The sequence below is a fragment of the Flexivirga aerilata genome, assembly GCF_013002715.1.
In the GTDB taxonomy this organism is placed as follows: domain Bacteria; phylum Actinomycetota; class Actinomycetes; order Actinomycetales; family Dermatophilaceae; genus Flexivirga; species Flexivirga aerilata.
Genome location: NZ_JABENB010000001.1, coordinates 479,840 through 499,136, shown reverse-complemented (window position 1 = coordinate 499,136; position 19,297 = coordinate 479,840). Strand labels below are relative to the sequence as shown.

Below are 19,297 nucleotides of genomic sequence, written 5' to 3'. Positions count from 1 at the left end.
CTCACCCCTCGTCGCCCGTGCTCCCGCGCAAACCCTATCGACGTTCGTCAGGCGGGCTCGCGTTCCCGGGCCGGTCGCGCCCGGCATACATTGATGGCCGACATTTGCCACGACCCGAAGGAGCACGCGGTGAGCAGCCTGCGCGGCATGTTCGCCAACACGCGCCCCCTGCAGGCCCCCGCCTTCCGGCGGCTCTGGACCGCCAACATCGTCACGGTGATCGGCGCGCAGCTGACCGTCGTCGCGGTGCCCGCGCAGATCTACGCCGAGACGGGCAGCTCGGCCTACGTCGGTCTGACCGGCATCTTCGGGCTGGTGCCACTCGTCGTCTTCGGGCTGTATGGCGGGGCGCTCGCCGACGTGATGGACCGCCGCCGGCTGCTGATGATCTCCACGGTCGGCCTCATCGCGAGCAGCGCGCTCTTCTGGCTGCAGGCGGCGCTCGGCCTGCACAACGTCTGGCTGATCCTGGTGCTCTTCGCGGTGCAGCAGGCGTTCTTCGCGGTCAACCAGCCGACCCGCAGTGCGCTGCTGCCGCGGCTGATCCCGCGCGAGCAACTGCCGGCCGCGAACTCGCTCAACATGACGGTCATGCAGTTCGGCGCGATCGCCGGACCGATGGTCGGTGGCGCGCTGATCCCCGTGCTCGGCTACTCCTGGCTCTACCTGACCGACACCATCACGCTCTTCGCGACGCTCTGGGCGGTCGTCGGGCTGCCGGCCATGCCGCCGGGTGCCGAGGCGGCCGCACGCGCCGGATTGCGTTCCGTGCTCGACGGATTCGTCTATCTGCGCGGTCACAAGGTGCTGCTGATGTCGTTCCTGGTCGACATCATCGCGATGGTCTTCGGCATGCCGCGGGCGCTCTTCCCGCAGGTCGCGCACGAGAGCTTCGGCGGCCCGACCGACGGCGGCCTGGCCTTCGCGCTGCTCTTCGCGGCGATCCCGGCGGGAGCCGTGCTCGGCGGCATCTTCTCCGGGTGGGTGTCGCGGGTCGAACGCCAAGGGTTGGCAGTGGTTTTCGCGATCGTCGTGTGGGGTGCGTCGATGGTCGTCTTCGGGCTGGCAGTCGGTGCCGCCGGCGGCCGAGCGGGCGTCTTCCTGGTGATCGCGCTCGCCGGGCTGGTCATCGGCGGCGCGGCCGACATGGCGTCGGCGGCATTTCGCTCGACGATGCTGCAGGAGTCGGCGACCGACGAGGTGCGCGGCCGGTTGCAGGGCGTCTTCATCGTGGTGGTCGCGGGCGGCCCGCGCATCGCGGACGTGGTGCACGGCGGCGCGGCAGCCGTCGCCGGCACCGCCGTGGCGGCCGCGGGTGGTGGAGCCCTGGTGATCGTGCTGGTGCTGGCGGCGAGCACCGCCATACCGGTGTTCGTGCGCTATCGCGTCACACGGTGAAAGGCCCCGCGATCCGGTCGTATCGCGGGGCCCTTCTGCTCGTTTCGGGCTCAGACGGGGGCGCCGACCCGCTCGCGGAGTTCGTCCACGCCCCGGCCGGTGTCGCTGAGGTATGCCGTGCGGCCGCCGTATGACGGCAGCCGCGGTGAGAACATGGCCCCCGTGGAACCGCCCGTGCTCTTCTCCGTCGCGCCCGACTACTACCGGTTTGCGGTCGCCGAACTCCGGCACGCCCTCGACGTCACCAAGGTGCAGCGGGTCGGACCCGACGCCGGCGTGGTCTCGCTCGGCGCGGGTGGCATCGCCGAGGTCGCCGACGCGTGCCTCGGCGGGGAGCTGCCGCTGATCCGGCACCTGGCGCAGGCCGACGGGGTGCGCGGCGCCGGCGGTTTCGAGCGGCCCGACGAGCTCGCCGAGTGGGCCGCCAGCGTGCTCATGGCATCCCTGCAGACCGGCGACACGATCAGCCTGCACACGTGGGACAGCGGCGAGGCGGAGTTCCGGCCGGGGAAGGTGCGGCGGCCACTGCTGGAACTGTTGCTGGACAACGGGATTCGCGTGGTCACCAGTGGTGCTTCCCGGGTGGGGAGCGTGTGCATCGGAGCCGAGCGAGTGGTCGCCGGCGTCAACCCGACCGACGTGTCGCTGGTCGACTGGGCGGGCGGCCGCATCCGCTTCGCAACCCGGCCCGAGCAGGTGTCGCGGGCGGAGTTCAAGCTCGAGGAGCTCTTCGGCTTCGTCGGCGAGCCGGTCGGGTCGACCGCGGTCGACCTGGGTGCGAGCCCGGGCGGCTGGACCCGCATCCTCGCCGACCGCGGCTTTGCGACCATCCACGCGGTGGACCCTGCCGAACTCGACCAGCGCGTGCTCGACCTGCCCGGCGTGCAGCACCACCAGCAGACCGCCGGCGACTTCGTGAAGGACTGGGACGGCGAGCCGGTCGACCTCATCGTCAACGACATGCGGATGGTCCCGCAGCTGACCGCGCACACCATGGTCGAGGCGGCCCGCCTGCTGCGGCCCGGTGGTCAGGCGGTGATCACCCTGAAGCTGGGCACCAACAACCCGGTGAAGCAGATCGACGACGCGCTGGGAATGCTTGCTGCGTCATACGATCCGAGCTTCATGCGGCAGCTGCAGCACAACCGGCACGAGGTCACCCTGGTGGCCACCCGCCGCTGAGTTCGGAGCGCAAACCCTCCGCGCACGTGCTTGAGTGGTGTCATGGCCGACACCACGTCCCTGATCCTGCGCGACGGCTTCGATCGCGTCCACGACCAATTGCCTTCTGAGCTCGACGGATTGACCGGCGAGCAGCTGCTCTGGCGCGCTGACGAGGACGCCAACCCGATCGGCTGGCTCACCTGGCACCTGAGCCGGGTGCAGGACGACCACCTGGCCGACCTCGGCGGCATCGACCAGGTCTGGGTGACCGGCGGCTGGTCGACCCGCTTCGCGCTGCCGTATGACGACGGCGCCATCGGCTACGGCCAGTCCAGCGACGAGGTCGGGGCGTTCGACGTCACCGACACCTCCGTGCTGCTCGGCTACCACGACGCCGTCCACCAGCTCACGATGCAGGTGCTCGACGGGCTCACCTCCGACGCCGACTACGAGCGCATCGTCGACCGGCGGTGGGACCCGCCGGTGACCGCGGCCGCGCGGCTGGTGTCGGTGATCAACGACACCACCCAGCACCTCGGGCAGATCGGCTACCTGCGCGGCCTGGTGCAGCGCCGCGGCCCGCAGAGTTAGCAGAGCCGGAGCACCGGCGATGGGCGCGGCGGACAACGTCAGGGAGCAGCTGCGCGAGCTGCCCCTGCCGATCCGCTACGGCCTCGTCGGCGGCGTCCTCCTCGGGGTCATCGGTGCCGTCGTCGGTCTGGTGATCGGCCTGCGCACTTACGCGCCCACCTCCTGGGCCGCCGCGATCGAGCTCGCCCTGCCCTCGGCGTTCGTCGGCGCGGTGCTGGGCGCGGTCGTGGGGCTCGTGCACAGCGCCATACGGCTGCTGCGGAGGTGAGGGGCGCCGGCGCAGAAGCAAAAAGGTAGGTGCCCGACGAATCCTCGTCGGGGACCTAGCTTTTAACGGGGGGTGGTTCGCTCGGTCCACTCTTTCGGAGTGGGCTGCCGTAACAAGTGCCCTGACCTGGCGAACCAGTCAGAAATGGGTCTGCGTGCATTCTGCGTGCGCGCTCCATCTCGACCCTGGGTCATCGAGTCTGAACGGGCGCAACGATCAGTGTGCGGGCCTCTCGGTCGAGAGACTCTCAGAGATGCAACGGAGTACTGGGCGCTGCAAGGAGCGTTGAGCTCGCATATATGTCCACCAGGTCGGAGTCGAGGTCAAGGTCCGTGATATGAATCGCCACCCGCGCCTTAGGAAATTGGTCTTGTTTGAGGCGTTGTCGTAGTTCTCTTGTGGCAGGGATCGACGGCGCACCCGGAACGCGGACCCAGCCCGTCTCTCGGGTGAAGAACCATACGAGTGTCGCGACTGGTCCGTTCATAATGAGGCCAATTCCAGGTTCGCTCAGAATCCAACGGGCCGGAGTGGCCGGAGTGGGTGGCAGCGCAGCGGCGCGGATGTAGGAGCAGGTCGTCGAATCGACGCGAAGGACGTACGAAATGTCGTCGCCGACCTGGATGCGACGCCAGCCCTTGGCGATGCAAATTTCCTGTGGAGCCAGCTGATTCCGAATCCGCAAGACGATTGCGCTTGCGCTTACTAGGTGGGTCGTGAGGTCGACCGGTCCTGCCGTGTATGTGGTTGCCCTATGGTTCGGCACCGCGTCCAAGAGGCGGGAAGCTTCCCGGACCGGGTCGAGGATGGCCGCGGATGCTGCGCGGCAGACTGCGAGGCTCGCGCGGTCCTCTGGTGTGGTAGGTGCCTCATCTCCGACAATTTGACTAAGCTCCTGAAAGAAGTGCCGTACGCCGTCGGGAGGAAAGGCGGATAGTAGGCCAAATGCAGCCGCTTGCCATGCGTTGAGGATAGATGTCCAGCCCGGGCTGAGTCCCAATGAGATCTGCCGAGACTGGTCCGCTGCCTCCGAGAATACAGCGGATGCCAATCCAAAGTCGTACATTGCCGCGTGTGCTTCGGCTTTGGAGAACAGAAAGTTGACCTTCCAGTACGGGCTTTGCTCGGACTCAAGCGACTTGTCGACGAGGCGGATCACATCCGCTAGGTCAGTGCCCGGGTCTGTCATGCTTCGGTTGATCTCGTTGGCCACACGCGCGCGAGCGTCCTCGACGGGAGTCAGCTCTTCGAGGCGTCGTCGCCATCTCCGCAACCGGGTTGAGTCGTTGTATTCGGTTGACCGCTCGAGTACCTGTAGGATGTGCAAGACCTGCGCGCCGACGGTCGCCATGTCACCGGAATGTTGGGGACTTTGCACGGCATATTCAGCATGATTTATCGCGCCCTCGATGGCATCCGAGATCTCGGCTTGCGTTACTGGCAGATGCAACATGCTGTAGGCCATGGCAGCATAGATCTTGGCGCGCAATGCTGGGGCGTACTGGTCTGCAGCATCGAGCATCGCGAGTTCTTTTCTGAGCATTGAGCGTGCGTGCGCGTATTCGCCCCGTAACTGCCAAAACTGAGCGAGATTGCCCAGAGTCGGAATCGCGAAGGGGATAATGAATCCGAGGGAGAGGGCGTGCTCCACCGCAGTAGTCGCGCTTGGCTCGAGCGCGCTAACACGGGAAAACTGTTCGTCATCGTAGGCCCTCCGAATTTCACGTTCGAGCCAGACGTGCAAATAGGAGATACGCAGTTCTTGGGGATGACCCCCGTCTAGTTGTCTAACGACTTCAAGCACAACCGCGTTGGTGCGAACGCGGTCGGAAGACTCGCCAGCGATGCGGTAGCGCTCGACAATTGATGCCTCTCCCAAGCGGGTGAGAGCTTCATCGGCCAGTATGGCGATGGCTGCCGGGCTTTCCGGCCTTGGAATGCTGCGGGGGTGTGTTTCCAGTTGAGTCGCAATGGAGACGGGGCCGGCGACCTCAAGGAGGCCAGCCCGCGGAGGCAAGTAAGAGAGGGTCTGAAGCAGCATCGTTCCCCAGAGACCGTGGGCCGCGTGATCGACCTCCTGCAGGAGGTCGAGTGCGACGAGGATCGCTTGTAGGAGCGTGGGGTGGGAGTGATAGTCACTTGGTACCAGCGATTCATTATCGATGACGCGACTGGCGAGTTGCTCTAGATACTCCTCCGCGAAGGCCAGGCCGCGGCCACTCCGCCCTAGATGTGCGCAGGCGAGTTCTATCGCCAATGGCCATCCGTCGAGGCGGCGAACGAGCGCGACCGCCCGGGCGTCGTCATAAGTGCACGACGAATCCGGTTGCAGCCTGGAACGGACAAGGGAGAGCGCTTCGAGTTCGGTCATTGCGCCGACATGGAGCGAACTCCAGTGGCTCCAACCGTTGGCGTTGGTAGATGTTGCCACGGCATCCACGTGGCCGTGCGCAGGGAGCCACTCCATTACGCTCGACTGGCTGGGTGCGTTGTCGAACACGATAAGGCGAGCGGCCGGGTCGCGCTCCAGAGACGCTCGCACGACAGCCGCGGCTTCTGCGTCAGTTAGGGCAGAGAGGTCTTCCGCAGCGAGCGTGTTGAACTGGCTTCGCAACGTGGTGTCGGTGCTAGCGTCGATCCAATGCAGGCTGTCGTAGCGCTGCGCCACGAGGTCGCAGAAGGCGGCAGCGAGTGCGCTCTTGCCTGCCCCTGACGGCCCGGTGAGGACCATGGTCCGCAGTCTCCGTGTCTCAGATGCAGATCCGAGGCGGGCAAGCATCTGGTCAATCAGGCTGGGACGATCCACGGCTGAGCGAATCCTGGGAAATGCTCCTGTCGTGACACCCCAGTCGTATTCGCCGATGGCATGCGCCAGAGTGCGGGCGGAGAGGCCCAGCATGGCGTGGACGTCGTCCCGGGTCATTCCTCGTCCGGTTCGCTGCGCTGATCGACGCAGAACAGCCGCAACGCAGTAGTGGAGGAGCGCATCAGCCGAAGCGCGGCCGCCGCCGCGCGCCTCGTGTCGGCGTAGTCGAAGTATCCGGCGAGCGACCTTGTCTGCAAAGTCGTCAAGGCTTTGTGCTGTGGACGTGACTCTGAGTCTGGTCAGCCGCTGGAGCAGCACCTCGTCAATTGCGGCGATCTTCCGATATGTCGGTGCTGTCAGAGTCGCGCGTAGACGGTCACGCAATTCCTCGCCGGGCACATCTGAGCCGGCGGTGAGCACTTGGATGAGCGACTCCGCGCTAGTCGAAAGCTCGCGATTCGTGCGTAGTAGGTAGCTCTCGGACGGGCTCTTGCAGAGGCGAATGCCGTGATCGACAATCTCACCCGCGGTCAGGGGAGCGTGGCGTTCGCTATCGACCGATGCCTTCGCTTGTGCGAGCAGGATCGATGAATCATCCACCTGAACCGAGAAGTCGATCGCGTCGTCGACAGGATCCTCGGTGGTGATGATGAAGTCGCGAGTATCCTCGAGCCAGTCCAGAATCGCATCGACGGTTGCGAGGTATTGGAAGTGCAGGCCCGCGGCGGTGGCCACGCCGCCTGTCGTGTCGTTCATCCTCGGGGCTGCTCGCTTCCTGCCCCGACTTCGCAATGGTTTCGTTGATGTCCAGCTCCTTGAGGGGGCTGCACGATGGGGGGCGATCGAGATGTGAACATCTGGAACGGACGGTACCCGGAATGCGCCCTCGGTGGGCGCTTCTCGCGCCATGCCCGACCTGTCCGCCCTACTTCAGGATCCTGCGCCGACGGCAGCGCAGAACGCCGAGAGGCTGGCATCACGACGAATGCGATGCCAGCCTTCCAACAGAATTTGGGACGTTCGTCGCTCTTGCTGACGAGTTGGGCCGTCGATGTGATCGGTGTCGGCCCGGACGTCCGGTGACTGTCGCGTTTATGGTGATTGATCGGTCGTCCCGCGAAGGACCGCTGCTTCATGGAAGTGATCCGCCAACTCACCCTTGACTACCAACCCCAAAAATAAACAAGGACCGAACCCTCCCTGAGGGTTCGGTCCTTGCGGATGTCGTGAGACATCACAGGAGCGGTGGCGGTGGGATTTGAACCCACGGTGGAGTTGCCCCCACACAACATTTCGAGTGTTGCACCTTCGGCCGCTCGGACACGCCACCGCCGAAGAGGCTACCTGACGGCCTGCCGGTGTTCCAAAACGAGTCACCCGCGTGTCAGTCGGGCGCCGACTGACGACCCACGCAACGAGTGACGTCCTTGCAGCGCCGTCACTCGTTGTGACGGACGTCAGTCGGCAGAGGCGCGACCACACCGGGTCGATCAGGCGCGCGCCGGCCGGGCCATCGCCGGGTCGGGGGAGCCGAGCGACGGGTGCAGGATGCGGGCGAGCGCCTCCACCCCGTCGGCGAGGCGCGGGCCGGGGCGGGCAAAGGAGGCGTTGGCGTCGACCGCCCACACCGGCACATCCGGCGGCAGCACTCCGGCGGCGACGACCTCTGACGCGAGGCGGGCGGACTCGGCCAGGCCGAAGCCGCAGGGCGCGACCACCACGACGTCCGGACGCGACCCGGCGACCTCGTCCCAGGAGAGCCGGCGCGACTTCTCCCCGGCGTCGCCGAGCACGCTCAGGCCGCCCGCGGTCTCGATCATCTCCGGCACCCAGTGACCCGGGCTGAACGCCGGATCGGTCCACTCGAGTATGGCGCAGCGCGGCGTCCCCATGCCGGCCACGGAGGAGCGCACGGCCCCGACGCGCCCGCGCAGCGACGACGCCAACCGCTCGGCAGCCGCGGAGCGCCCGGTCGCCGCGCCGATCGCCTCGATCGACGCCCACACCTCCTCCAGTGTGTGCGGGTCGGTGGTCAGCACCTGCGCCTTGCACTGCAGGAAGTCGAGCGCGTCGTGCACCTCGGAGACGTCCACCGCGCACACCGCGCACAGGTCCTGGGTCACCACCAGCGTCGCGTCGAGACCGGCGAGCGCGGCCCGGTCGAGGTGGTAGATGTCCTCACCGGCCGCCATGCGGGCGGCGACGAACGCGTCGATCTGGGAGGGCGAAAGACCTTCGGGCAGAGCCGAATTGGACACCACGCGCGCCACCGTGCGCGCGTGTGCCGGTTCGTCGCACTCGAACGTCACCCCGACGACGTCGTCACCGGCGCCGATCGCGAAGAGGATCTCGGTCGCCGACGGCAGCAGCGAGACGACGCGCCGACCGTCATACATCAGCAGCCCGGTGGCAGGCTGACCGGCGACGCGGCCTGGGACGGGATCGTCGGCGCCTGGTTGCCGAGCACCAGGTCCACCGAGTCGTCGGTGCGTCCGTCCTGCATGAGTTCGGCGCCGGGCAGCATCTTGCTGACGAACTCCTCGGCGTTGGACTTGCCCTTCGGGCCGAAGCGGATCTGGCCGATGCCCTTCAGCGACAGCTTGTAGGGGTCGTTGCTGATCACGCCGACGTTGAAGCCCTGCGACTTCATCGCCGCACCGGAGGTCTTCGCGCGGCCGGTGTCGGTCGAGGCGTTGTAGACGTTGAGCACGAACGACGCCTGAGCCGGCGCCTGCGACGTCGGCAGCACGCACGACGCTGCGGTCGGGTCGACCGGCTTCGAGCGGTTCATGTAGGCGATCGCGTAGACGAACCCGACGGTGACCAGCACCGCGGCCACGATCACGATGGCGATCGACCGGCGCTGGCGCCGCTTGCGGGCGCGGGCGAGTCCGTTATCGCGGACGTAGCTCATCTAAGGCAGTCCCCTCTGCGTGGTCACAACACCAGCACCCTCGCATGAAGCACCGGCCGTTGCTGCAACGCGGCCCGCAACGCGCGGTGCAGGCCGTCCTCCAGGTAGAGATTGCCCTGCCACGAGACGACGTGCGCGAAGAGGTCGCCGTAGAACGTCGAGTCCTCCGACAGGAGCGCGTCGAGGTCGAGCGTGCGCTTGATCGTGACGAGTTCGTCGAGGCGCACCATGCGCGGTGTGACCGAGCTCCAGTCGCGCGGGCTCACCAGGCCGTGATCGGGGTAGGGACGCCCGTCGCCCACCGCCTTGAAAATCACTGCGTCAGCTTAATAGGGCTTGCCGCGCGATCCTTGTCGGTATGGCGGGGGAGACGGCTATTCTCAGGCAACGTGACTGAATCCACAGGATCCGCAGGTTCCGCAGGCAACCCCCAACTCGAGCAGATCAAGGCCGGCTACTCCTTCGAGGGCGGCGCGCTCGAGCTCGGCGCCGCAGTCGTCGACAACGCCGCCAGCCCGGACGTGCCGGTGCGACTGCCGCTGTCGATGATGAACCGCCACGGCCTGGTCGCCGGTGCGACCGGCACCGGCAAGACCAAGACCCTGCAGCTGATGGCCGAGCAGCTGTCCGCCTCCGGCGTGCCGGTCTTCCTGGCCGACATCAAGGGCGACGTCTCGGGCGTCGCCTCGCCGGGTGAGTCCAATGACAAGGTCGCGGCCCGCGCCAAGGACGTCGGGCAGGATTGGAAGCCCACGGCATACCCGACGGAGTTCCTGTCGCTCGGCGGCCAGGGCAAGGGTGTGCCGGTGCGCGCGACCGTCACCTCGTTCGGGCCGACGCTGCTGTCGAAAGTGTTGGGGCTCAACGACACTCAGGAGTCGTCGCTCGGCCTGGTCTTCCACTACGCCGACCAGCGCGGCCTCAGCCTGCTCGACCTGAAGGACCTCACCGCGGTCATCCAGTTCCTCACCTCCGACGAGGGCAAGGCCGACCTCAAGGGCCTCGGCGGGTTGTCCGCCTCGACCGCCGGCGTCATCCTGCGCAACCTGATCTCCTTCTCCGACCAGGGCGCCGACGTGTTCTTCGGCGAGCCGGAGTTCGACACCAAGGACCTGCTGCGCACCACCGGCGACGGCAAGGGCGTCATCACCTGCCTCGAACTCCCGGGTGTGCAGGACAAGCCGGCGCTCTTCTCCACCTTCTTGATGTGGCTGCTCGCCGACCTCTTCCACGACCTGCCCGAGGTCGGCGACGCCGACAAGCCCAAGCTGGTGTTCTTCTTCGACGAGGCGCACCTGCTCTTCAACGACGCGTCGCCGGCGTTCCTGCAGGCGATCGAGCAGACCGTGAAGCTGATCCGCTCCAAGGGAGTCGGCATCTTCTTCGTCACCCAGACGCCGAAGGACGTCCCCAACGACGTGCTCGCCCAGCTCGGCAACCGGGTGCAGCACGCGCTGCGCGCGTTCACCCCGGACGACGCCAAGGCGCTCAAGGCGACCGTGCAGACCTTCCCGACCAGCGGCTACGACCTGGAGAAGCTGCTGACCTCGCTCGGCACCGGTGAGGCCGTGGTGACCGTGCTGTCCGAGACCGGCGCACCGACCCCGGTGGCCTGGACCCGGATGCTCGCGCCGCAGTCGCTGATGGGGCCGTCGCCGGACGCGACCATCGACCAGGTGGTCGACGCGTCGCCGTTGAAGCCCAAGTATGCCGAGGCGGTCGACCGCGAATCGGCATACGAGATGTTGAACAAGAAGCTCGCCGACACCCCGCCCGCCGACGGCGAGCCGGCCCCGCCGCAGTCGGCGCAGCCGCCCGCTCAGGCCAAGGAGAAGAAGGACGACCCGAGCATGGTCGAGCAGGTGGTGAAGTCGAGCGCGTTCAAGTCGATGGTGCGCTCGGCCGGCACCGTGCTCGGCCGGGAGATCACCCGCAGCATCTTCGGCACCGCGCGGCGGCGCTGACGGCGACTCGCGTGCGCGCGGCCGCGTGCCCCGGTGCTAACAGCCGGGGGACGAGGTCGGCGAGGGAGTGGGCGGCACGGTGGCCTGGGCGACGGGCACGACCGTGTCGTCCTTCCACTTGCTGCCGATGACCAGGTCGACGGTGGTGCCCTTGCGGCCGTCGTTGATCATCTTGGCGTCCTTGACCTGCAGCTTCACCCGCCGCGCGTCCGGCTCGCCCTGGGAGCCGTAACGGATCGCGGTCGCGTTGTCGGGGTAGAACCCGCTCTTGGGGTCGTTGCCGACCTGGCCGACCTTGAAGCCGCGCTTGCGCATCTCCGCCGCGAGCGTGCCGGCCGTGCCGGGCAGCACGTAGGCGTTGTAGACGTTGACGGTGACCGCGCTCGCCGCGGTCGGCGGCATCGGGATCAGCGCGAACTTGTTGCCCAGCACCAGGTCGACGGTCGGGTTGGTGCGGTTGTCCTGCACGAGCTGGGCGTCCTTGACCTGGGTGGCCAGGGTGAGCGCGATCTGCCGGCCGCCGGGCCCGAAGCGGATCTGCGCGGTGGTCGGGGGTTTGGCGCTGCCGGCCTCCGGGTCGTTGCCGGTGTCGATGACGTGCAGGCCGCGCCAACCCAGCTGCTGGGCGACGGTGGCGGCGAGGCCGTCCTTGCCGCCGGCGTTCCAGACGTTGACGTAGATGGTGCCCAGCCCGATCTTCATCGTCGGGGTCGGCGAGGGCACGCAGGTCGACGGCGCCTCGGCCTTCTTGTCGTTGCCGCCGCTGCCCCCGCACGCGGCGAACGTCGGGAGGGCGATCGCAATCGCGGTGGCGGCCACTGCCGCGCGCCGTGTGCTATGTCCCATGGCTCCCCAAATGCCCGATGACCTCAACTGGCATCCTAGTTTGCCCCGAGTCGGGCCGATCGCCCGCATCGACCCGGCCGGGTCGTTACGGCATCGGTACCGGGCGCCCGCGAGCCCGTGGGCCGGTGGCGTATGGCGGAGGATAGGGGATTCGAACCCCTGAGAGCTTTCACTCAACACGCTTTCCAAGCGTGCGCACTAGGCCACTATGCGAATCCTCCGCGGAGGAGAATACCTGTTCGTCACCGCCACGACGAATCGGCGTCACCCGGCGTCGATCAGGGCCGGGCGATTGGGTTGACGCGGGTGCGATGACCTACAGTTGTCGCCGGACCCCTCGTGCGGTGGTACCTCTCCGAACTCCCCCAGGGCAGGAATGCAGCAAGGGTAGGAGAGCTCTTCCAGGTGTGCGAGGGGTTCACTTGTGCCCGCTACCGGCCGGAGACCGGCTGCGGTGACTGACTGCGCTCCTCGTCCGGCGAGATGCACCCCGGCGGCTTGCCGCGCACCGGCGCGAAGTCGCTGCTCAGCCGCACCGGGCCGTCCACCGGCATCGTCACCCGCAGCCAGCCGTTGTCGTTGACGATGCAGGCGGCGACCGGCGCCTTGGTCACCGGGTCGGCGGCGCCGATGTATGACGAATAGCGCACCTTCAGGTTGATCGGCTTGCCGGCCGTCGCGGCAAGCGTCACCCCGTGCGAGTCGATCTTGGTGACCGGTGCCCCGTCCGCGAGCGGCGCCGGCGACAGCACCCGGTAGAGTCGCCAGTCGTCGTTGGTCCAGGTCAGTCGCAGGTAGGGCAGGCCGCCGAGCACCAGGTCGGACTCGTCCTTGGACGCGTAGTCGATCGGCGCCCGTGGCACCGCGACCCAGCCCACCGCGAGCGAGTCCAGCCACTGCCGGTAGCTCACCGGGTTGAGCTGGTCGCGCCGGTAGAACAGCGAGTTGTCGGCCTGGTCGGCCTGCCGGTCCCAGCCGCGGGCGAGCGAGAACGACGCGAGATAGACCGAACCCCAGTGGTTCTTGGTGTCGACGACCTCGACGCGTCGGCCGACCGCGGCCGCGCCGAGGGCCTTCTGGTCCTTCTTCAGTGCGTCCGCGAGCGGCTCGTAGAACGTGTAGTTGCTCGACGGCTGGTGCGCGAGCTGCAGCTGGTTGGCCAGATCGCTGAGCGGCCACACCGCGACCACGGCCGCGGTGAACCACACGACCGCCTTGCGCACGTCGGCGTAGGCGATCACCACCGGCACCGCCGCCAGCCAGGCGAGCCGGGTGGCGTTGCTGCCGATGGCCAGCGGCACGATGAGCAGCGGGATGAACGACAGCGCGAGCAGGGCGGCGGTCGCCCGGATCAGCCGGTTGCGGACGACGCCGATCACCGCCATGCAGGACAGCATCGCCGGGGCCGCGTCGCTGATCGGGAAGGGCATCTTGCCGGTGCCTGGAAAGAGGAACGCCATCGCGATCCCCGAGAGGAACAGCACCACCGCGCTGATCGCCGCCGGTCGGCGGTAGTCGGGCCGCAGCACCGCTACCACGGCCGCGACCATGCCGACGAAGAAGCCAGCGAGCGGGGACCCGAGGAAGGCCAGCACGGCGAGGAGCGCGGCAGTCTTCTCGCGCCGCGCGCGCAACGCGACCAGCGCCCAGATGCCGATCGCCGCGCCCACCGTGAAGGTGACCCGGCCGTTGAGCAGGTCGGCGGCCTGGGCGACCGCGATCGCGATCGCGCCCGCCCGTGGGCGGATGGCGCCGCGCACGAGCAACGCCCCGCCATACGCACTGGCGACGACGGCCACGACGCCGGTGACCCGGATGCCGAAGGTTGCCATCGAGAACGGCACGATCGCGCTGTAGTTGGGCAGGGTGATGCCGCCGAACCAGCCGCCCCACCACACTGGGGCACCGCCGACCCGCGCGACGTTGGCGCGCGCGACCTGCGCGGCCAGGTCGGGTGCCTGCGGCGTCCAGAAGATGTAGAGGAGCGCGAAGGCAACCGCACAGATCGTCGCCAACGTCGCCGGTGAGCGAAGCCGGCGGGACGTGAGCATGACTTCCACGGTACCTGCCGATCCCGACTACTTGCTTTTCGAATATCTTCCTCCCCAGGCGGCCGGATCGGCCGTCGCGCTGTCCGCCCGGACGCATAGAGTCGTCCTCGTGAGCACCGCGCTGTACCGCCGCTACCGGCCCGAGACGTTCGCCGACGTGATCGGCCAGGAGCACGTCACCGAGCCGTTGATGCAGGCACTGCGCACCGGCCGGGTCAACCACGCCTATCTCTTCAGCGGACCGCGTGGCTGCGGCAAGACGACGTCGGCGCGCATCCTCGCGCGGTGCCTCAACTGCGAGCAGGGCCCCACCCCGACCCCGTGCGGGGAGTGCGAGTCGTGCGTCGCGCTCGCCCGCGGAGGCGCCGGCACGGTCGACGTGATCGAGATCGACGCGGCCAGTCACGGCGGTGTCGACGACGCGCGCGACCTGCGCGAGCGGGCGTCATACGGTCCGGCGCAGGGGCGCTACAAGATCTACATCATCGACGAGGCGCACATGGTGACGCCGCAGGGCTTCAACGCGTTGCTGAAGATCGTCGAGGAGCCGCCGGAGCACGTGAAGTTCGTCTTCGCGACCACCGAGCCGGAGAAGGTCATCGGCACGATCCGGTCGCGCACCCACCACTACCCGTTCCGGCTGGTGCCGCCGCAGCGGCTCACCGATTACCTGCAGCAGCTGTGCGACGCCGAGGGGGTCGCGGTCGAGCCGGGCGTGCTGTCCTTCGTGACGCGCGCCGGTGGCGGGTCGGTGCGTGACTCGCTGTCGGTGCTCGACCAGCTGATCGCCGGGTCCGGCGACGACGGCCTGACCTATGCCGGGGCCGCTGCTCTCCTCGGTTTCACCGACGGCGAGCTGCTCGACGCCACGATCGACGCGCTGGGCGCTCGCGACAGTGGCGCGGTCTTCCGGCAGATCGACCGCGTCGTCGAATCCGGCCACGATCCAAGGCGATTCGTCGAGGACCTGCTGGAGCGGCTGCGCGACCTGATCGTGATCGCGGCGGTCCCCGACGGTGCGGCGCAGGTGCTGCGTGGGGTGCCGGACGACCAGTTGGAGCGGATGCGGCAGCAGGCGGCGTCGTTCGGTCCGGGCGAGTTGTCCCGCGCGGCCGACATCGTCAACACCGGGCTCACCGAGATGACCGGCGCGACCGGCCCGCGGCTGCAGCTGGAGCTCATCTGCGCCCGGGTGCTGCTGCCCGCCGTCTCCGGCGAGCAGGGGTATGCCGCGCGTCTCGACCGCATCGAGCGCCGGATGGAGATCGCCGCTGGTCGAGTAGCAGAGACCCCCGGCGCTGATCGAGTAGCGGAGGCACCCGACGCTGATCGAGTGGCGGCGAGGAACGAGCCGCCGTATCGAGATCAGCGCAGCGAGGAAGTGCGCGACCAACCCCCCGCGCCCGATGCTGGTCGAGTAGCGGAGGAGCGCAGCGAGGAAGCGCGCGACGGCGCCCCCGCGCCCGATGCTGGTCGAGTAGCGGAGGCACCCGATGCTGGTCGAGTAGCGGAGGAGCGCAGCGGGGGAGCGTATCGAGACCCAGCCCCCGTTGCCCCCGCTGCCCCCGCTCAGCCGGCCGGCGCGATCGGCATCGACGACGTACGCCGTGCCTGGCCGTTCGTGCTCGACCGCATCGCCCGCGCCAAGCGGGTCACCTGGACGCTGCTCAGCCAGCACGCACACGTCGCCGAGTTCGACGGCAGCACACTGGTGCTCGGCACCAGCAGCCCCGGCCTGGCGGCTGCGGTGGAGCGGCCGCCCCATCCCGACGTGGTCGCTGCCGCGCTGCGCGACTCCCTCGGCATCGGGGTGCAGGTGCGGGCGCGGGCCGATGCCAGCGCACCGGCGCCCAACCTGCCGCCCGAGGCGCCGCCGCAGCCGAACAACGAGGTTGTTCATGGCGATGGTTCGCACGGCGATGCGTCGCCCGATGGCGGGGGAGCGGCATCCGCAAACCCTGAGCAGGGCCCGTCTGCTGCGGCGACGGGCCAGGCCCCACCCGAGCCGCCGACGCCCGTGGCACCGTCCCCGCAGCCCGCGGCCGAGCCGGCACCCCGGCGCAATCGCGCCGCCGAGGCCCTGGCGCAGGCCGGCCTGTCGGCCGGGTCCGGCGCGACGGACGGCGGAGGCGGCTGGGGGTCGGTCAACGCACCGCCGCCCGAGTGGGCGACGGCCGAAAACCCGGCGGCCCCGCCGAAGCCGGTCGACGAGCCGGTCAAGGAGGTCGAGGACGACGGCTCCAACGAGTCGATGGACGACGAGGACGTCGAGGACCCGGGTGAGGTCGGCCTGCCGGTGATGCAGGCGGTCCTCGGTGCCACGGTGATCGACGAGCAGGTCGACTGATGTCGCCGCTTGAGGTTGCCCCGCGGCTGCGCTGCCCCGAATACTGCGGGGCAGCCCGGCGGACGCACCATGAGGAGGTTCGGCAATGAGTGGCCTCTACCTCGGCTCACGACTCACCGTCGCACCGCTGCTGCGTGCCATCTGGCGCCCGCACGTCGAGGGCGCCCGCAACGTGCCGCGCCGTGGCGGGGTGCTGATCGCGAGCAATCACCTGTCATTCGTCGACAGCGTCGTCATCCCGCTGTGCTCGCCACGCAAGGTGTTCTTCCTGGCCAAGGCCGAATACTTCACCGGCACCGGCCCGAAGGGCTTCGCCTCACGAGTGTGGTTCAACGCGATGGGAATGCTGCCGGTGGAGCGGGACGACCCCAAGGCCGCCGCGCACTCGCTGGAGCAGGCGCTCGAGGTGCTGGAGGCCGGCGAGGCGTTCGGCATCTACCCCGAAGGCACCCGGTCGCGTGACGGCCGGCTCTACCGCGGCCACGTCGGCGCGGCGCACCTGGCGATGCAGGCGGGCGTGCCGGTGGTGCCGGTCGGGCTGTCCGGCACGCCGGACGTGCAGCCGATCGGGTCCAACCTGCCGCGGCTGGCGAAGGTGAGCGTGAAGTTCGGCGAGCCGCTGACGTTCGGGTCGTCATACAAAGCGATGCCGGCGGGCAAGGCACGGCGTCAGGCGACCGACGAGATCATGGACGCGATCGCCGCGCTTTCCGGCCAGGAGCGCGCACCCGGCTACAACGAGCGCCCGCCCGCGACCTGAGATCGGCAGGACCGTGGAGAAAATGTGAATTCGACTGACCCTGCTGGTGATTCGTTCGGCACCTTCGACTCCGGGCGGGCGCTGTGGATGCGGCGACTCGGCGCGGTGCGCAACGTGGTCCGGCAGGAGATGGTGGCGCGCTACCTGGCCCACCACCTGAGCGCCCCGCCGAGCACGGTGCTCGACGTCGGCGCCGGGCAGGGGACGCAGGCATTGCGGCTGGCCGGGCTCGGTCACCGGGTCACTGCCGTCGAACCGGATCCCGCGATGCGCACAGCGTTCGCGGACGCGGAGAGCGCGCTGCCGGATGAGGTTCGTGCGCGCATCACCTTGCGGGACGGGCAGATCGGGCGACTCGACGCAGTCCTCGGTGACGCGTCGTATGACGCGGTGCTCGCGCTCGGGGTGTTCATGTATCTCCCGGAAGGCCAGGCGCCGCTCGCGGCGCTCGCGTCATACGTCGCACCGGGCGGGGTCCTCGCGATAGCGGTGCGCTCGGAGAGTTCGGTCGCCTGGCGACCGGCCGCGCGTCAGGACTGGAAGGCCACGCTGGACGCGCTCGCCGAGTGGGACGCGGCACGAGCGGAAGGTCGAGATGTGCGCTACACCAACGAGATCGGCGCGCCGGCTCGTGCGGACAACCTCGACCGGTTGGCGGCGACCGCCGAACGGGCAGGCCTGCGGCTCGAGCAGTGGTATGGCGTGCGCCTCGCCGTCGACTCCGCCGAACTCGACGCCGCGCCACCATCGGACCCGGCCGAACTCGCGGCCCTGCTGGACGTCGAGGAGCGCCTGGGCTCGATGGACCCCTACCGGCAGCTCGCTCAGCTGGCGCTCGTGGTCTACCGGCGACCCTCCACCCCTGAGCTGCCCTCCTCCCCTTAGGAGCGTCGAGGTAGCAGTGGCGGTCGTTATGGGCGCGCCATAATGACCGCCACTGCTACCTCGGCGGCGGTGGCCCGCATGTCAGGCCCGGAGTCTAGGCTCGACTCTCGTGTACGAAGGCGTGGTCCAGGACCTGATCGACGAGCTCGGCCGGCTGCCGGGCGTGGGTCCGAAGTCGGCCCAGCGCATCGCGTTCCACCTGTTGCAGGCCGACCCGGCGGACGTGCGCCGGCTGACCGAGGTGCTCACGGTCGTGCGCGAGAAGGTGCGCTTCTGCGAGCGCTGCTTCAACGTCGCCGAGGACACCGAGTGCCGCATCTGCCTCGACGTGAAGCGGGACCAGAGCTTCCTCTGCGTGGTCGAGGAGCCGAAGGACGTCGTCGCGATCGAGCGCACCCGGGAGTTCCGCGGCCGCTATCACGTGCTTGGCGGCGCGATCAGCCCGATCGACGGCATCGGCCCCGACGACCTGAAGATCACCGAACTGGTGCGACGGCTCGGCGACGAGCCGATCCAGGAGGTCATCCTCGCGACCAACCCCAACCTCAACGGCGAAGCGACCGCCACCTACCTGTCCCGGTTGCTGCGCACGATGGGCCTGCGGGTGACGAGGCTGGCGTCCGGCCTCCCGGTCGGTGGAGACTTGGAGTACGCCGACGAGGTCACCCTCGGTCGGGCCTTCGAGGGACGGAGAGTCGTCGATGCCTGAGAGTCAGCCGCCCGCCAACGACCCGCTCGAGGTGGGCGCCCTCGCCCACGAGACGGCCACCGACGCCCGCTCGTTCTGTATGGCGATCCGCGAACTCGCCGCCGGCTCCGCCCCGGACCAGGCGATCCCGCTCCTGTTGCTCATGCTCGCGCAACTGCAGGTGTCCGGTGCCCGGCTGGGCGCGATCCAGGACGTCGTGCCCGAGGAACGCTTCGAGGCCGACCCCGGCCCGGAGAGCAACCTCGACGCGCTGCGCATGGGCCTGGCCAATCTGCTCGACGGCATCGACGACTACGCCGACGTGGTCGACCCGCTGACCTCGGTCGAGCCGGCCCGCGGCGCGCTGTCGGACGACCTCACCGACATCGTCGGCGCGCTCGAGCACGGCCTCGCCCACTACGACCGGGGCCGCATCGTCGAGGCGCTGTGGTGGTGGCAGTTCAGCTACCTGTCGCAGTGGGGCGTGCGGGGTTCGGCGGCGCTGCGCGTCGTGCAGACGATCCTCGCGCACCTGCGATTGGACGCCGACGACGAGACGGTGGCGGACGCGGAGTTCGAGGCGCTGCACCCGTGAGGGGTGCTGGTGTCGGGAGA

The 19,297-nt window shown here is 68.7% G+C and carries 16 protein-coding genes, 2 tRNA genes and 1 other RNA gene; 11 read left to right on the top strand and 8 right to left on the bottom strand.

The window, feature by feature from the left end; genetic code table 11:
* Positions 1–129: 129 nt before the first annotated feature.
* From HJ588_RS02375 to HJ588_RS02360, 4 genes are all read left to right on the top strand, one after another.
* Positions 130–1,398 (top strand): MFS transporter, encoded by a 1,269-nt coding sequence (locus HJ588_RS02375; RefSeq protein ID WP_343036562.1) that lies wholly within the window; start codon positions 130–132, stop codon positions 1,396–1,398.
* Between the two features lie 153 nt (positions 1,399–1,551).
* On the top strand, positions 1,552–2,580 hold the full coding sequence (locus HJ588_RS02370) for an SAM-dependent methyltransferase (protein WP_212755253.1): 1,029 nt from the start codon (positions 1,552–1,554) through the stop codon (positions 2,578–2,580).
* A gap of 42 nt (positions 2,581–2,622) precedes the next feature.
* Positions 2,623–3,153 carry a mycothiol transferase gene (locus HJ588_RS02365; RefSeq protein WP_171151589.1) on the top strand — a complete coding sequence of 177 codons (531 nt, stop codon included), beginning with the start codon at positions 2,623–2,625 and terminating at the stop codon, positions 3,151–3,153.
* A gap of 19 nt (positions 3,154–3,172) precedes the next feature.
* Positions 3,173–3,421, top strand: coding sequence for a hypothetical protein (locus HJ588_RS02360; RefSeq protein WP_171151587.1), 249 nt, complete (start codon positions 3,173–3,175; stop codon positions 3,419–3,421).
* Between the two features lie 247 nt (positions 3,422–3,668).
* On the opposite strand, the gene HJ588_RS02355 is transcribed toward HJ588_RS02360, so the two are convergent.
* The 5 genes from HJ588_RS02355 to HJ588_RS02335 form a co-directional block, all read right to left on the bottom strand.
* Positions 3,669–6,983: an ATP-binding protein gene (locus tag HJ588_RS02355; RefSeq protein WP_171151585.1), complete on the bottom strand. Its 3,315-nt coding sequence runs from the start codon at positions 6,981–6,983 to the stop codon at positions 3,669–3,671.
* 487 nt (positions 6,984–7,470) lie between these two features.
* Positions 7,471–7,557 (bottom strand) — tRNA-Ser (locus HJ588_RS02350).
* 160 nt (positions 7,558–7,717) lie between these two features.
* A complete protein-coding gene (locus tag HJ588_RS02345; protein WP_171151583.1) occupies positions 7,718–8,623 on the bottom strand; it encodes a cobalamin-binding protein in 906 nt (301 codons plus the stop codon).
* Positions 8,623–9,141: a LytR C-terminal domain-containing protein gene (locus HJ588_RS02340; protein WP_171151581.1), complete on the bottom strand. Its 519-nt coding sequence runs from the start codon at positions 9,139–9,141 to the stop codon at positions 8,623–8,625. Before HJ588_RS02340 ends, HJ588_RS02345 begins: the two co-directional genes overlap by 1 nt.
* A gap of 23 nt (positions 9,142–9,164) precedes the next feature.
* Complete coding sequence (locus tag HJ588_RS02335; protein ID WP_171151579.1) at positions 9,165–9,458, bottom strand: type II toxin-antitoxin system VapB family antitoxin; 294 nt, start codon at positions 9,456–9,458, stop codon at positions 9,165–9,167.
* Between the two features lie 72 nt (positions 9,459–9,530).
* Here HJ588_RS02335 and HJ588_RS02330 point away from each other — a divergent pair, with 72 nt between their 5' ends.
* Positions 9,531–11,105 (top strand): helicase HerA-like domain-containing protein, encoded by a 1,575-nt coding sequence (locus HJ588_RS02330; RefSeq protein WP_171151577.1) that lies wholly within the window; start codon positions 9,531–9,533, stop codon positions 11,103–11,105.
* A gap of 36 nt (positions 11,106–11,141) precedes the next feature.
* Here the strand turns inward: HJ588_RS02330 and HJ588_RS02325 are convergent, their stop codons facing one another.
* Together HJ588_RS02325 and HJ588_RS02320 are read right to left on the bottom strand one after the other, a co-directional pair.
* On the bottom strand, positions 11,142–11,951 hold the full coding sequence (locus HJ588_RS02325; RefSeq protein WP_171151575.1) for a LytR C-terminal domain-containing protein: 810 nt from the start codon (positions 11,949–11,951) through the stop codon (positions 11,142–11,144).
* Between the two features lie 133 nt (positions 11,952–12,084).
* Positions 12,085–12,172 (bottom strand) — tRNA-Ser (locus HJ588_RS02320).
* A gap of 106 nt (positions 12,173–12,278) precedes the next feature.
* Between HJ588_RS02320 and ffs the strand changes: the two genes are divergently transcribed.
* An RNA gene (gene ffs / locus HJ588_RS02315) (signal recognition particle sRNA small type) lies at positions 12,279–12,377 on the top strand.
* 5 nt (positions 12,378–12,382) lie between these two features.
* On the opposite strand, the gene HJ588_RS02310 is transcribed toward ffs, so the two are convergent.
* Complete coding sequence (locus HJ588_RS02310; protein ID WP_171151573.1) at positions 12,383–14,002, bottom strand: hypothetical protein; 1,620 nt, start codon at positions 14,000–14,002, stop codon at positions 12,383–12,385.
* Positions 14,003–14,111: 109 nt separating this feature from the next.
* Here HJ588_RS02310 and HJ588_RS02305 point away from each other — a divergent pair, with 109 nt between their 5' ends.
* From HJ588_RS02305 to HJ588_RS02285, 5 genes are all read left to right on the top strand, one after another.
* Complete coding sequence (locus tag HJ588_RS02305) at positions 14,112–16,349, top strand: DNA polymerase III subunit gamma and tau (protein ID WP_343036561.1); 2,238 nt, start codon at positions 14,112–14,114, stop codon at positions 16,347–16,349.
* 85 nt (positions 16,350–16,434) lie between these two features.
* Positions 16,435–17,109 carry a lysophospholipid acyltransferase family protein gene (locus tag HJ588_RS02300; protein WP_171151569.1) on the top strand — a complete coding sequence of 225 codons (675 nt, stop codon included), beginning with the start codon at positions 16,435–16,437 and terminating at the stop codon, positions 17,107–17,109.
* Between the two features lie 24 nt (positions 17,110–17,133).
* Positions 17,134–17,994, top strand: coding sequence for a methyltransferase domain-containing protein (locus HJ588_RS02295; RefSeq protein ID WP_171151568.1), 861 nt, complete (start codon positions 17,134–17,136; stop codon positions 17,992–17,994).
* 109 nt (positions 17,995–18,103) lie between these two features.
* Positions 18,104–18,703 (top strand): recombination mediator RecR, encoded by a 600-nt coding sequence (gene recR / locus HJ588_RS02290; RefSeq protein WP_171151566.1) that lies wholly within the window; start codon positions 18,104–18,106, stop codon positions 18,701–18,703.
* On the top strand, positions 18,696–19,277 hold the full coding sequence (locus tag HJ588_RS02285; protein ID WP_171151564.1) for a DUF5063 domain-containing protein: 582 nt from the start codon (positions 18,696–18,698) through the stop codon (positions 19,275–19,277). The genes recR and HJ588_RS02285 overlap by 8 nt, the downstream gene beginning before the upstream one ends.
* The last annotated feature ends 20 nt before the right edge of the window (positions 19,278–19,297 follow it).

Coding starts and splice junctions, on each gene's coding strand:
- HJ588_RS02360 (WP_171151587.1), top strand. CDS start 3,173: ATGGGCGCGGCGGACAACGTCAGGGAGCAGCTGCGCGAGCTGCCCCTG.
- HJ588_RS02345 (WP_171151583.1), bottom strand. CDS start 8,623: ATGTATGACGGTCGGCGCGTCGTCTCGCTGCTGCCGTCGGCGACCGAG.
- HJ588_RS02325 (WP_171151575.1), bottom strand. CDS start 11,951: ATGGGACATAGCACACGGCGCGCGGCAGTGGCCGCCACCGCGATTGCG.
- HJ588_RS02310 (WP_171151573.1), bottom strand. CDS start 14,002: ATGCTCACGTCCCGCCGGCTTCGCTCACCGGCGACGTTGGCGACGATC.
- HJ588_RS02300 (WP_171151569.1), top strand. CDS start 16,435: ATGAGTGGCCTCTACCTCGGCTCACGACTCACCGTCGCACCGCTGCTG.
- HJ588_RS02355 (WP_171151585.1), bottom strand. CDS start 6,983: ATGAACGACACGACAGGCGGCGTGGCCACCGCCGCGGGCCTGCACTTC.
- HJ588_RS02285 (WP_171151564.1), top strand. CDS start 18,696: ATGCCTGAGAGTCAGCCGCCCGCCAACGACCCGCTCGAGGTGGGCGCC.
- HJ588_RS02365 (WP_171151589.1), top strand. CDS start 2,623: ATGGCCGACACCACGTCCCTGATCCTGCGCGACGGCTTCGATCGCGTC.
- HJ588_RS02340 (WP_171151581.1), bottom strand. CDS start 9,141: ATGAGCTACGTCCGCGATAACGGACTCGCCCGCGCCCGCAAGCGGCGC.
- HJ588_RS02370 (WP_212755253.1), top strand. CDS start 1,552: ATGGCCCCCGTGGAACCGCCCGTGCTCTTCTCCGTCGCGCCCGACTAC.